Source organism: Enterobacter sp. MEB024, assembly GCF_030209635.1.
Classification (GTDB): domain Bacteria; phylum Pseudomonadota; class Gammaproteobacteria; order Enterobacterales; family Enterobacteriaceae; genus Enterobacter; species Enterobacter ludwigii.
The window spans coordinates 278,196-291,774 of the sequence record NZ_JARVRQ010000015.1; the positions used below are offsets into that span (position 1 = coordinate 278,196).

Here is a 13,579-nt window from a genome sequence, read left to right on the forward strand (position 1 = left end):
TCATAACAATTTTCAGGAGTGTGACACTGCCCGGTTATTCCACTAAATGATTTATCTGCAATTAAAATGCGAAAAAGCGCATAAGAACGGGGCTGCAAGGTAAACGATTGCGTCTAACGGTGTTTTTTTTGCCACAGGTCAATTCCCTTTCCGGGCCGGATCGCACATAATCCCCTCCCGGTTTGCACACCGGGAATCCAGGAGAGTTCATGTACTACCCCTTCGTTCGTAAAGCCCTTTTCCAGCTCGACCCTGAGCGCGCTCATGAATTTACATTCCAGCAGTTACGTCGTATTACCGGAACGCCGCTGGCCGCACTGGTGCGTCAAAACGTGCCGGAAAAACCTGTGCAATGCATGGGCCTGACCTTTAAAAATCCGCTGGGTCTTGCGGCGGGTCTGGATAAAAATGGTGAGTGCATTGATGCCCTGGGCGCGATGGGCTTTGGCTCCATCGAAATCGGTACCGTCACGCCGCGTCCGCAGCCTGGTAATGATAAGCCGCGTCTGTTCCGCCTGGTCGAAGCCGAAGGGCTGATCAACCGCATGGGCTTTAATAACCTCGGCGTTGATCACCTTGTTGAGAACGTAAAAAAAGCCCATTTTGATGGTGTATTGGGCATCAATATTGGCAAAAATAAAGACACGCCGGTAGAGCAGGGTAAAGATGACTATCTGATTTGTATGGAAAAAGTCTATGCCTACGCGGGGTATATTGCGGTGAATATTTCCTCACCAAATACCCCAGGTCTGCGCTCTTTACAATATGGCGAAGCACTGGACGATCTTCTGGGTGCCATTAAAAATAAACAAAATGAGCTCCAGGCGATCCACCATAAATATGTTCCGGTCGCGGTTAAGATCGCACCGGATCTTTCTGCTGAAGAATTGATCCAGGTTGCCGACAGTTTAGTTCGCCATAATATTGACGGAGTGATTGCGACCAATACCACACTCGATCGCTCGCTCGTTCAGGGAATGAAAAACTGTGACGAAGCGGGTGGGTTAAGTGGACGTCCGGTACAATTAAAAAGCACAGAAATTATTCGTGCCCTGTCAGCAGAATTAAAAGGACGACTGCCGATTATTGGCGTCGGTGGTATCGACTCCGTGATTGCGGCTCGCGAGAAGATGGCGGCGGGTGCCTCACTGGTGCAAATCTATTCCGGTTTTATTTTTAAAGGACCGCAGCTGATTAAAGAAATCGTTACTCATATCTAATCTTTTCTCTTTATCAGACAACCAGGGCTTTATTTCCAGCCCTGGTTGTTTTATATTCCGTCATTGTTGCTTATTTAGTCATTATAGTCTTTTATTAATGGTGTTATAAACGAAGCGGCAAACAGGACATTTTTAGTACAGGAAGTTTGGGGACGGGAGAGAAACATGCGAATTAAACCTGACGATAACTGGCGCTGGTATTTTTGTGACGAGCATGATCGCATGATGCTCGATTTAGCCAATGGTATGTTGTTTCGTTCCCGTTTTGCTCGCCGAATGTTAACCCCGGACGCCTTCTCCCCGTCAGGCTTTTGTGTTGACGACGCTGCGCTTTATTTCTCCTTTGAAGAAAAATGCCGCGACCTGGTGCTTTCTAAAGAGCAGCGTGCCGAACTGGTATTAAACGCGTTAGTGGCTATTCGATTCCTGAAACCGCAAATGCCGAAAAGCTGGCATTTTTTACCGCACAGCATGAACTGGACCCCCGCCACCGGCGATGCGGCGAGCGTAAACCTGAGCGATACCGCTGAAGAGGTGAGCCTGCTGGTGGTTGAGCCTGGCGAAAATGCCGCACTCTGTCTGCTGGCCCAGCCCGGTGTGACCATTGCCGGGCGGACGATGCAACTGGGGGATGCCATTAAGGTAATGAATGACAGGCTGAAACCGCAGCAACGCGTAGACGCTTTCAGCCTCGAGCAGGCCGTTTAAGCTTCCAGCTGTACCGACGTTTTCGGAATACAGCTGCAGCACAGAATTGTACCATCATCGCCAATCGCGGATTTTTTCAGCGCGCTGACTTCCCCTTCGACCAGCTTGATTCGACAGCACCCACAGATGCCTGCCCGGCAGGAGTAAGGTACGCGGATCCCCGCTTGTTCCAGCTGTTCAAGTAAAACCTGCTGATTGTTGCCGCGGATAACGGTGCCCTGCCAGTGAATGTCTAAGGGCGAGCTGGCTGGCGTCTCAACGTCGACGAACTCTTCTTCCTGACCTGCACCATACACTCTTGCGGGCCCACGGGCGAGAATTTCGACTTCGTCACCCACGCGGATGACGCCGCTTGAGCGCGGAATGAGGTTCTGGCCGAAATCCACATCGCCATTGTCCTGCGCTGTGCGGAATGACTGCAGGGTTTTTAACGGCTCGCCGGAAGGGTGTTTCTGGCCTTTTTCGGGACTGACGGTGGTAAAGATACAGCGGCTGCAGGGCTTCACGACATCAAATACCACGCTGCCGATACGGATCACTTTCCAGGTATCCTCTTCCCAGGCGTCAGCGCCTGTAACAACCAGGTTGGGACGAAACTGCTCCATCTGGACGCTGGCTTTACAGCGACGCTGCAGGTCGCGCAGGGAGGCGTCGTTAGTCAACAGGAAGGGGAAGCCGTCCGCGAATGAGAGCGGGACCGCCTCGTGGCGCTTAACGCGCCGCGTCAGCGCCGGGCCGACCCAGCGCAGCTGCACATCCCGGGAGAAGAAGCCGCTCAGCCAGCGGTTAATGTCATCCGGGGCGATGCGCGCGGTAAAATGATTGCCCCACACTTCCGTTGGCGCTTCGACAGGCGCAAAATCAGTAAAGCGGATCACCACGCTGGAGCCATCCGGCGCGGTGAGATGCAAACCGTCATAAAGCGGGGAAGGAGTAAAGCGAACCATTTGTGGGAACTGGCGTGCGGTAATGAACGTACCGTCAGGTTCGGTGACCATAAAGATACGATCGAAGGCAAATCCGCTCATGTCGGCCAGCGCGTGTGAAACGCCGATCCCGCGCATGGATTTCACCGGATGAATAAAAAGCCTGGATAACGTCGCCACTGCACAGCCCCTCGAATGAAAATAAGCCTTCAACTTTATGACATACACGCCATATTAGCTATAATGCGCGACAATTTTCTAAGAGTAAAAGTGACGATATGAATTCTCTGTTTGCCAGTACGGCCCGTGGGCTGGAAGAGCTGTTAAAAACTGAACTGGAAACCCTGGGTGCGCAAGAGTGCCAGGTGGTTCAGGGTGGTGTCCATTTTGAGGGCGACACACGGCTTATTTACCAGAGCCTGATGTGGAGCCGTCTGGCATCACGCATCATGCTGCCGATGAAAGAGTGCAAGGTTTACAGCGACCTTGACCTCTATACCGGCGTACAGATGATCGACTGGACAGAGATCTTCTCCCCAAATGCCACCTTTGCCGTACACTTTAATGGCGTGAACGATGAGATCCGCAACAGCCAGTACGGTGCCCTGCGCGTTAAAGACGCCATTGTGGACTGCTTCACGCGTAAAAATAAGGAACGCCCAAACGTCGATCGTGAAAATCCCGATCTGCGGATCAACGTCTGGCTCAACGGCGACACCGCCAGTATCTCTCTGGATCTGAGCGGCGCGGGTCTGCACCTGCGTGGTTATCGCGATCGTACCGGTATGGCGCCCATCAAAGAGACTCTCGCCGCCGCCATCGTGATGCGTTCCGGCTGGCAGCCAGGCACACCGCTGCTCGACCCGATGTGTGGCTCCGGTACGCTGCTGATTGAGGCCGCTATGCTGGCCACCGACCGCGCACCGGGCCTGCACCGCGGCCATTGGGGCTTCAGCGGCTGGGCGCAGCACGATGAGGCGCTGTGGAAAGAGGTCAAAGACGAAGCGCAGACCCGTGCACGTAAAGGTCTGGCGGAGTACACCTCCCATTTCTACGGCTCTGACAGCGACTCACGCGTCATTGAGCGTGCGCGCAGCAACGCCCGCCGTGCCGGTATCGGCGAGCTGGTCACCTTCGAGGTGAAAGACGTCGCGAACCTGACCAATCCGCTGCCAAAAGGCCCATACGGTACCGTTATCAGCAACCCGCCTTACGGCGAGCGTCTTGATAGCGAACCGGCGCTAATTGCCCTGCACAGCCTGCTGGGCCGTAATATGAAAAATGACTTTGGCGGCTGGAACCTGTCGCTGTTTAGCGCCTCCCCAGAACTGCTGAGCTGTCTGCAACTGCGTGCCGAACGCCAGTTTAAGGCGAAAAACGGCCCGCTGGACTGCGTGCAGAAAAACTACCATCTGGCCGAGAAAGCGGCGGACAGTAAACCATCGGGTGTGGCGGAAGATTACGCTAACCGCCTGCGTAAGAATCTGAAGAAATTCGAAAAATGGGCGAAACAGGAAGGTATCGAATGTTATCGCCTGTATGATGCCGATCTGCCGGAGTACAACGTGGCGGTTGACCGTTACGCTGACTGGGTTGTGGTGCAGGAATATGCGCCGCCAAAAACGATTGATGCACAAAAAGCGCGTCAGCGTATGCTGGACGTGATTGCGGCAACGATTTCGGTGCTGGGCATTGCGCCTAACAAACTGGTGCTGAAAACCCGTGAGCGTCAGAAAGGGAAAAATCAGTATCAGAAAATGGGTGAGAAGGGTGACTTTATCGAGGTGGGCGAATACAACGCGCGCCTGTGGGTTAACCTGACCGATTATCTGGATACCGGTCTGTTCCTTGACCACCGTATCGCCCGCCGCATGCTGGGCCAGATGAGCAAGGGTAAAGACTTCCTGAACCTGTTCTCCTATACCGGCAGCGCCAGTGTGCATGCTGGCCTTGGCGGCGCGCGCAGTACCACCACGGTGGATATGTCCCGTACTTACCTGGAATGGGCAGAACGTAACCTGCGCCTGAACGGTCTCACCGGGCGTCAGCATCGTCTGATGCAGGCTGACGTGCTGGGCTGGCTACGCGAAACGGACGAACAATTTGATCTGATCTTCATCGATCCCCCAACGTTCTCTAACTCCAAGCGTATGGAAGATAGCTTTGACGTTCAACGCGATCACCTGCGCCTGATGACCGACCTGAAACGCCTGCTGCGTAAGGGCGGTACCATTATGTTCTCGAATAACAAACGCGGCTTCCGCATGGATCATGAGGGGCTGGCTGCTCTGGGGCTGAAAGCACAAGAAATTAGCCAAAAAACGCTGTCCCAGGACTTTGCCCGTAATCGTCAGATCCATAACTGCTGGTTGATCTCCGCGGTCTGAAAGGAATAATACATGTCTTTAATTAGTATGCACGGCGCGTGGCTCTCTTTCAGCGACTCGCCGCTTCTCGACAATGCAGAACTGCACATCGAGGACAACGAGCGCGTCTGTCTGGTCGGCCGTAATGGCGCGGGTAAATCCACGCTGATGAAAATCCTCAACCGCGAACAGGGCCTGGACGACGGGCGTATTGTTTACGAGCAGGATCTTATCGTCTCTCGCCTGCAGCAGGATCCGCCGCGTCACGTGACCGGTAGCGTTTACGATTTTGTTGCCGAAGGTATCTCTGAGCAGGCCGAATACCTGAAGCGTTATCACGAGATTTCTCACCTGGTGATGACCGACCCGAGCGACAAGAATCTTAACGAACTGGCGAAAGTGCAGGAGATGCTCGATCACCACGGCCTGTGGCAGCTCGAAAACCGCATCAATGAAGTGCTGGCGCAGCTCGGACTGGAACCGGACATGGAGCTGTCGGCGCTTTCTGGCGGCTGGCTGCGTAAGGCTGCGCTTGGCCGCGCGCTGGTCAGCGGGCCGAAAGTGCTGCTGCTGGATGAACCGACGAACCACCTGGATATCGAAGCGATAGACTGGCTGGAAGGGTTCCTCAAAACCTTCAACGGGACCATTATCTTCATCTCCCACGACCGTTCGTTTATCCGCAATATGGCCACGCGTATTGTCGATCTCGATCGCGGCAAGCTGGTGACCTACCCTGGCGATTACGATACCTATCTGCTGGAGAAAGAAGAAAACCTGCGTGTGGAAGAGTTGCAGAACGCTGAATTCGACCGCAAGCTGGCGCAGGAAGAGGTCTGGATCCGTCAGGGCATCAAAGCTCGTCGTACCCGTAATGAAGGCCGCGTTCGCGCGCTGAAAGCGATGCGTCGTGAACGCAGCGAGCGCCGCGAAGTGATGGGCAGCGCCAGAATGCAGGTTGAAGAGGCCTCCCGTTCCGGCAAAATTGTCTTCGAAATGGAAAACGTCAACTATCGGGTTGATGGCAAAGTGCTGGTGAAAGACTTCTCCGCACAGGTTCAGCGTGGGGATAAAATCGCGCTGATCGGGCCGAATGGCTGCGGTAAAACCACGCTGTTGAAGCTGATGCTGGATCAGCTGAAGCCTGACAGCGGCCGCATTCACTGCGGTACTAAGCTCGAAGTGGCTTACTTCGACCAGCACCGTGCGGAGCTGGATCCGGACAGAACGGTGATGGATAACCTGGCGGAAGGTAAACAAGAGGTGATGGTTAACGGTAAGCCGCGCCATGTGCTGGGCTACCTGCAGGACTTCCTGTTCCATCCGAAACGCGCGCTGACGCCGGTACGCGCGTTGTCAGGCGGTGAGCGAAATCGTCTGCTGCTGGCACGTCTGTTCCTGAAGCCAAGTAACCTGCTGATCCTCGATGAACCAACAAACGACCTGGACGTGGAAACGCTCGAACTGCTGGAAGAGCTGATCGACGGCTATCAGGGAACCGTGATGCTGGTAAGCCACGACCGTCAGTTCGTCGATAACACCGTGACCGAGTGCTGGATCTTCGAAGGTGAAGGGCGAATCGGTCAGTATGTGGGCGGCTATCACGATGCAAAAGGACAGCAGTCGCAGTCTCAGGCGCTAAAACAGGCTAAATCCAGAACCAGTTCCGAACCTGCTGTAACAAAAGCAGAAACTGTCAAGAAAACCTCGGTTAAACTAAGCTATAACCTGCAGCGCGAACTGGAAGGACTCCCTCAGCGTCTTGAAGAGCTGGAAGCCGCACTTGAAGATCTGCAGGCGCAGGTCGCTGATGCGTCATTCTTTACCCAATCGCATGACTATACTCAAAAAGTACTGGCAGAACTGTCCGCGGCTGAAAAAGCCCTGGAAGAAGCATTTGAGCGCTGGGAGTACCTTGAGTCTCTGAAGAACGGCGCATAAACAGGGATACAATATGTGTGACCAGCACCATGCCGACAGGCATATATTATGCTCTCAATGCGATATGCTCGTGGCGTTGCCAGAGCTTGGTCACGGACATAAAGCCCTGTGTCCCCGTTGCGGTACGACGTTGACAACCGAGTGGGACGCACCAAGGCAGCGTCCCACTGCTTATGCGCTGGCGGCGTTGTTCATGCTGCTGCTTTCCAATCTCTTCCCCTTCATTTATATGAAGGTGGGAGGGATGACCAGCCAGGTCGATTTGCTTGAAATTCCGGGGGTTATGTTCTCGGAAGACTATGCCAGCCTCGGCACCTTTTTCCTCCTGTTCGTACAGATCGTCCCGGCTTTTTGTCTGGTCGTCATTCTGTTGCTGGTGAACCGCGTCGCGATGCCCCTCGCGCTTAAAATCTGGCTCGCGCGTATCCTGTTCCAGTTAAAAAGCTGGGGTATGGCCGAAATCTTTCTGGCAGGTATCCTGGTCAGTTTCGTCAAACTGATGGCGTATGGCGATGTGGGTATCGGCAGCAGCTTTGTACCCTGGTGTCTGTACTGCGTGCTGCAACTGCGCGCCTTCCAGTGTGTGGACAGACGTTGGGCGTGGGACGATATCGCGCCGGCACCGACGCTGGTACAGACGGTAAAGGTGGGGGTGCCAGGCATCCGTCAGGGGCTTCGTTCTTGTCCATGCTGCACCGCTGTGCTGCCAGCCGATCTGGATGTGTGCCCGCGCTGCGAAACAAAAGGATACGTGCGACGTAAAAATAGCCTGCAGTGGACAATGGCGCTGCTGGTGACTTCTATCATGTTGTACCTGCCGGCCAATATCCTGCCGATTATGATCACCGATTTGCTCGGTGACAAAATGCCCTCGACAATCCTTGCCGGGGTAATACTGCTGTGGGGTGAAGGCTCCTATCCCGTTGCGGGGGTGATCTTTATTGCCAGTATTATGGTACCCACGTTAAAAATGATCGCTATTGCCTGGCTCTGCTGGGATGCGAAAGGCCATGGCAAACGCGACAGCGAACGCATGCACCTGATTTATGAAGTCGTCGAGTTTGTTGGACGCTGGTCAATGATTGATGTGTTTGTTATTGCCGTTCTCTCTGCACTGGTGCGGATGGGCGGATTGATGAGTATTTATCCCGCGATGGGGGCATTAATGTTTGCGCTGGTCGTTATTATGACCATGTTCGCGGCCATGACCTTCGACCCTCGTTTATCGTGGGATCGTGAGCCTGAATCAAGCCATGAGGAACAGTAAGAGCATGGAAAATAAGAGTGGAGAGGCGAAAGTGCAGAAGGTCAAAAACTGGTCGCCGGTGTGGATTTTCCCCATCGTGACCGCGCTGATCGGTGCATGGATCCTGTTTTATCATTACAGCCATCAGGGACCGGAAGTGACGCTCATCACCACCAATGCCGAGGGGATTGAGGGCGGTAAAACGACCATCAAAAGCCGTAGCGTCGATGTGGGCGTGGTCGAAAGCGCAACCCTGACCGACGATTTAACCCATGTGGAAATCAAGGCACGCCTGAACGCGGGCATGGAAAAACTGCTGCACGGTGATTCAGCTTTCTGGGTGGTCAAGCCGCAGGTAGGACGTGAAGGGATCAGCGGCTTAGGTACGCTGCTCTCCGGTGCCTACATTGAACTGCAGCCGGGTAAAAAAGGAAGCCAGCCGGCGCAATACCAGCTTCTTGACTCGCCACCGCTTGCGCCGCCAGATGCGAAAGGCATCCGCGTGATCCTGGACAGTAAAAAAGCGGGCCAGTTAACGGCGGGCGATCCCGTGCTGTTCCGCGGTTATCGCGTGGGATCGGTTGAAACAAGTACCTTTGATCCGCAAAAGCGCACCATCAGCTATCAGCTGTTCATCAATGCGCCAAACGATCGGCTGGTCACCAGCAACGTCCGTTTCTGGAAGGACAGCGGGATCGCGGTTGATCTGACGTCAGCGGGAATGCGCGTGGAGATGGGCTCCCTGACCACGCTGTTTGGTGGCGGTGTAAGCTTTGATGTGCCGGAAGGGCAAGATTTGGGACAGCCGGTTGCAGAGAAAACGGCGTTCAGGCTCTTTGACGATCAACGCAGCATTCAGGACGCACTCTATACCGATCACATCGACTTCCTGATGTTCTTTAAAGATTCCGTCCGTGGCCTTCAGCCGGGCGCGCCTGTTGAATTCCGCGGCATTCGCCTGGGTACGGTGGGGCAAGTTCCGTTCTTTGTACCGGGTCTGCAGCAGGTATTGGATGACGATTACCGCATTCCGGTGCTGATTCGCATTGAGCCGGAACGTCTGCTCAACCAGATTGGCGAGAATCAGGATATTGGTACGCATATTACCGAACTGATGAACCGGGGTCTGCGTGGGTCGCTGAAGACGGGCAACCTGGTGACCGGTGCGCTGTATGTGGATATGGACTTCTATCCAAAAGCCCCGCCGATTACCGGTATCCGGGAGTTCGGTGGTTATAAGATCATCCCGACGGTGAGCAGCGGCCTGGCACAGATCCAGCAGCGTCTGATGGAGACACTGGATAAGATTAACAATCTGCCACTGAATCCGATGATTGAAGCCGCGACCAGTTCGCTCAGCGAAAGTCAGGCAACAATGCGTCGCCTGCAAACCACGCTGGATAACATCAACAAGATCACCGCAAGCCAGAGTATGCAGCAGCTGCCGCAGGATATGCAGAAAACGCTGCGTGAGCTTAACCGCAGTATGCAGGGCTTCCAGCCTGGCTCGGCGGCGTACAACAAGATGGTGGCAGATATGCAACGTCTTGATCAGGTCTTGCGTGAACTGCAGCCGGTTCTGAAAACGCTCAATGAGAAGAGCAACGCGCTGGTGTTCGAAGCGAAAGATAAAAAGGATCCTGAGCCTAAGAGGGCAAAAGAATGAATAAATGGCTATTAATGGTTGGCGCTCTGCTGTTAACGGCGTGCAGTTCAGGCGTGGAGAACAAGAGCTACTATCAGTTGCCTCTTGCCGCGCAAAACGGGGTACAAAGTACCGCCAGTCAGGGAAACCGTCTGCTGTGGGTTGAGCAGGTTGCTGTGCCGGATTATCTGGCAGGCAACGGCGTGGTCTACCAGACCAGCGACGTAAAATACGTGATTGCGACAAACAACCTGTGGGCCAGCCCGCTGGATCAGCAGCTGCGCAACACGCTGGTGGCCAATCTGGGCAGCCAGCTTCCGGGTTGGGTTGTCGCGTCGCAGCCGCTGGGTAACGACCAGGATACGCTGAACGTCACGGTTACGGGTTTCCATGGCCGTTATGACGGTGCGGTGGTGATTAGCGGAGAGTGGTTGCTGAACCATCAGGGCCAGATGATTAAGCGTCCTTTCCGTCTTGAGCTTAAACAGCAGAAAGATGGCTACGATGAAATGGTGAAAGTGCTGGCCCAGGGGTGGGCGCAAGAGTCGGCCAGCATCGCCAGGGAGATTTCCCGGCTGCCATAAGTAAAATTCATCGGTAAAAACCGCAGTCGGCCTGTTGCTGATTGCGGTTTTTTTTCAGTTTCACTTCAGACCGTTACTTGTGCCGGGTCACAATTTTTGTACAAATGATCTTCCAGGTAGCTCACAAATATGACACCCGTATGAATTTTGAACATTGACGCTGCGACTAATTCGGGGTATTCGTTATCTGTGCCTGCGCAAGTTTGTGCAGACACTGTTTTCTTTCCACCAGACAAAAGAATGAGGGAAACGAGGCATGAAGAGACAGAAACGAGATCGCCTGGAACGGGCTCATCAACGTGGTTATCAGGCCGGCATCGCTGGACGATCTAAAGAAATGTGTCCTTATCAGACGATAAATCAAAGGTCACAATGGCTTGGAGGCTGGCGAGAAGCCATCGGCGACAGGGCACTCATAGCCTGATAACGTCTCTTTCAAAAAAAGAAACCTCCGCACTGCGGAGGTTTCGCCTTTATGGGGTCGCTCAACGCGAAATCAGAACGCGGAAGTGTCCTGGAACAGACCCACTTTCAGGTCGTTTGCGGTATAAATCTGACGACCGTCTACCAGCACTTCGCCATCTGCCAGGCCCATAATCAGGCGGCGGTTAACGATGCGTTTGAAGTGAATACGATAGGTCACTTTCTTCGCAGTAGGCAGAACCTGTCCGGTGAATTTCACTTCGCCCACACCCAGCGCACGGCCTTTACCTTCACCACCCAGCCAGCCCAGATAGAAGCCAACCAGCTGCCACATTGCATCCAGACCCAGACAGCCAGGCATTACCGGATCGCCAATAAAGTGGCAACCGAAGAACCACAGGTCCGGGTTGATATCGAGTTCTGCTTCTACGTAACCCTTATCGAAGTTGCCGCCGGTTTCGGTCATTTTCACGACACGGTCCATCATCAGCATGTTCGGGGCCGGTAACTGTGGGCCGTTAGCGCCAAACAGTTCACCGCGACCAGAGGCAAGAAGGTCTTCTTTTGTATAGGATTCGCGTTTATCTACCATGTTCTCAGTAAGCCTTATTTTAGTGAAGGACGCAGGATAGCTAACACGTGTACGCTGAACAAGTCCGATCAGTTTGAACTAAACCAGCCTAACCAGCGTAACGGCCAGGGATAACGATGACGAGCATCCTGCTGCGTCGCCTGAGCAATGCGCTCCTGGATAGTCTGCATCAGGGTTGTTTGCCCTTCGCCGTCCCATACCAGGTTTGTCAGTAAGGGTAGTGCATCATCAATGCCTTCGATGGCCCAGATGGTGAATTGTTCCTGTTCCACGGCATCCAGAATGTCCTGGCTGAGGCTCAAATGGCGCGCGTTAGGGGCAGGAATAATCACCCCCTGTTTGCCGTTTAACCCACGCTGCTGACAAATCGAGAAGAAGCCTTCAATCTTTTCGTTCAGACCACCCACTGGCTGCGCACGACCAAACTGATCGACCGAGCCGGTGATCGCGATGTTCTGATTAACCGGCACTTCTGCCAGGGCGCTGATTAAGGCGCACAGCTCCGCCATAGAGGCGCTATCACCATCGACTTCACTGTATGATTGCTCAAACGTCAGCGAGGCGGAGAAGGGGATTTGCTGCTCAAGCTGCAGCTCTGACATCAGGAACGCCTGCATGATCATCATGCCTTTAGCGTGAATGTTGCCGCCCAACTCGGCTTTGCGTTCGATATCAGTGAACTCACCGTCACCGACATGCACAACGCAGCTGATACGGGAAGGCTCCCCGAAAGCGCGCGGGTGGCCGGGGAATTCAATCACCGACAGGGCATTGATCTGCCCGATACGTTCGCCTTCGGTCTCAACCAGAATTTGTTCCAGCAGAATTTCATCCTGCATACGGTCAGCAAGATAGCCTTCACGCCACTCACGCTGCGCCAGCATCTGGGTAAGCTGCTCACCGGTGAATGCGCCGTTACCGCTGACGACACCCACTTCACGCAGTTGCTTGCCTATCCAGAGCGGGCAGAGCGGCAGCGTCTCCTGGTCACCGGTATAGCGAACCGCTTCGCGGATCAAACCAGGCCAGGCGTCGGCGGCCGGCGTTGGCAGTGCGAAACGTTCCGCAACGCCCAACACCCACTGGCACCACTGTGCCATATCATCGGCATCGGTAATCTGGATGTTATCTTCGTATTCGCTGTAGACCGCCTGCTCAGCCAGTTCGGGCTCCATCTCCTGGAAGTCAGCCAGCGATTCACGATCACCCGTCAGCACCACGGTCAGCGACAGCGGCATTGAAGGAACTGAGACGGGCAGGGGACGAGACTCGTCGTAGCCAACCCAGTCAAAACGCTGCTGATTAACCACCGTTTTCAGGCGCATCCACAGCAGAGGTTGTGAGAGGAGGGTGCGCAACGAGATGATCAGTACGCCGCCATTGGCGCGGTGCACCAGCCCAGGTTGCAGCGAGAGCTCACCGTTAAACTGGCGCAGACAACCAAAGAGTTGTTCAGCCTCGACCCAGTTAGCGGTAATCACTTCACCCCTGGCAGCAAAGCGGTCGTCGGGCTGCTCTGCCGGTTCGAATGTGACATCATGTCCCGCGATACGATATTGGCCGCCAAAGACGGCGTTCGCTTGCGGTCGCAACTGGCGCATGGCATCACCCAGAAGCGTCAGATATTCCGCTTCTTCCGGGGCCTTGAGCATCATGAAGGGTGATGTTGCCCAGGGGCTTAACACCTGCTCCAGCGCATAATGCAAACGGGGTTGCGTATCGCTAAGGATCAATTCGTGTTCTTTTGCGAGATCGGGTCGTGCAAACAGTTCCTGATAGCTCTCGGTATCCGGAACGAGGTCACGCCATGCAAGTTTCGTAATGGTCAAAGTTGATGTTTTTTAGTTAGATGTAAAAGCGTGGAGTATACCGTAAGCGGGGGGCTCTACCCAAGCAGGATTGGGCATTTCGGCAGAGCGATTGGCTGC

At 54.3% G+C, this 13,579-nt stretch carries 11 protein-coding genes; 8 read left to right on the plus strand and 3 right to left on the minus strand.

What is annotated here, in order from left to right; all coding sequences use genetic code 11:
* The first annotated feature begins 209 nt into the window (after positions 1-209).
* Both pyrD and zapC read left to right on the plus strand, forming a co-directional pair.
* A complete protein-coding gene (gene pyrD, locus QRN24_RS21085) occupies positions 210-1,220 on the plus strand; it encodes a quinone-dependent dihydroorotate dehydrogenase (protein WP_210864210.1) in 1,011 nt (336 codons plus the stop codon).
* Between the two features lie 165 nt (positions 1,221-1,385).
* The gene (zapC, locus tag QRN24_RS21090; protein WP_025204541.1) at positions 1,386-1,928 is read left to right on the plus strand and encodes a cell division protein ZapC; all 543 of its coding nucleotides are present in this window, start codon (positions 1,386-1,388) and stop codon (positions 1,926-1,928) included.
* Here zapC and QRN24_RS21095 read toward each other — a convergent pair.
* Positions 1,925-3,034 (minus strand): YcbX family protein, encoded by a 1,110-nt coding sequence (locus tag QRN24_RS21095; protein WP_284943040.1) that lies wholly within the window; start codon positions 3,032-3,034, stop codon positions 1,925-1,927. The genes zapC and QRN24_RS21095 overlap by 4 nt on opposite strands.
* Positions 3,035-3,132: 98 nt before the next feature.
* On the opposite strand from QRN24_RS21095, the gene rlmKL reads away from it, so the two are divergent.
* The 6 genes from rlmKL (at position 3,133) to rmf (ending at position 11,060) form a co-directional block, all read left to right on the plus strand.
* Positions 3,133-5,241, plus strand: coding sequence for a bifunctional 23S rRNA (guanine(2069)-N(7))-methyltransferase RlmK/23S rRNA (guanine(2445)-N(2))-methyltransferase RlmL (gene rlmKL / locus QRN24_RS21100; protein WP_014169422.1), 2,109 nt, complete (start codon positions 3,133-3,135; stop codon positions 5,239-5,241).
* A gap of 12 nt (positions 5,242-5,253) precedes the next feature.
* Positions 5,254-7,161, plus strand: coding sequence for an ABC transporter ATP-binding protein (locus QRN24_RS21105; protein WP_219372862.1), 1,908 nt, complete (start codon positions 5,254-5,256; stop codon positions 7,159-7,161).
* A gap of 13 nt (positions 7,162-7,174) precedes the next feature.
* Positions 7,175-8,428: a membrane integrity-associated transporter subunit PqiA gene (gene pqiA / locus QRN24_RS21110; RefSeq protein ID WP_020884797.1), complete on the plus strand. Its 1,254-nt coding sequence runs from the start codon at positions 7,175-7,177 to the stop codon at positions 8,426-8,428.
* Positions 8,429-8,432: 4 nt separating this feature from the next.
* Positions 8,433-10,073 carry an intermembrane transport protein PqiB gene (gene pqiB / locus QRN24_RS21115; RefSeq protein ID WP_020884796.1) on the plus strand — a complete coding sequence of 547 codons (1,641 nt, stop codon included), beginning with the start codon at positions 8,433-8,435 and terminating at the stop codon, positions 10,071-10,073.
* Positions 10,070-10,636 carry a membrane integrity-associated transporter subunit PqiC gene (pqiC, locus tag QRN24_RS21120; RefSeq protein WP_086532717.1) on the plus strand — a complete coding sequence of 189 codons (567 nt, stop codon included), beginning with the start codon at positions 10,070-10,072 and terminating at the stop codon, positions 10,634-10,636. The genes pqiB and pqiC overlap by 4 nt, the downstream gene beginning before the upstream one ends.
* 256 nt (positions 10,637-10,892) lie before the next feature.
* The gene (gene rmf, locus QRN24_RS21125; protein WP_013097261.1) at positions 10,893-11,060 is read left to right on the plus strand and encodes a ribosome modulation factor; all 168 of its coding nucleotides are present in this window, start codon (positions 10,893-10,895) and stop codon (positions 11,058-11,060) included.
* A gap of 72 nt (positions 11,061-11,132) precedes the next feature.
* Here the strand turns inward: rmf and fabA are convergent, their stop codons facing one another.
* Positions 11,133-11,651 (minus strand): bifunctional 3-hydroxydecanoyl-ACP dehydratase/trans-2-decenoyl-ACP isomerase, encoded by a 519-nt coding sequence (gene fabA, locus QRN24_RS21130; RefSeq protein ID WP_014169427.1) that lies wholly within the window; start codon positions 11,649-11,651, stop codon positions 11,133-11,135.
* A gap of 68 nt (positions 11,652-11,719) precedes the next feature.
* Positions 11,720-13,480 carry an AAA family ATPase gene (locus QRN24_RS21135; protein ID WP_284943041.1) on the minus strand — a complete coding sequence of 587 codons (1,761 nt, stop codon included), beginning with the start codon at positions 13,478-13,480 and terminating at the stop codon, positions 11,720-11,722.
* Between the last annotated feature and the right edge of the window lie 99 nt (positions 13,481-13,579).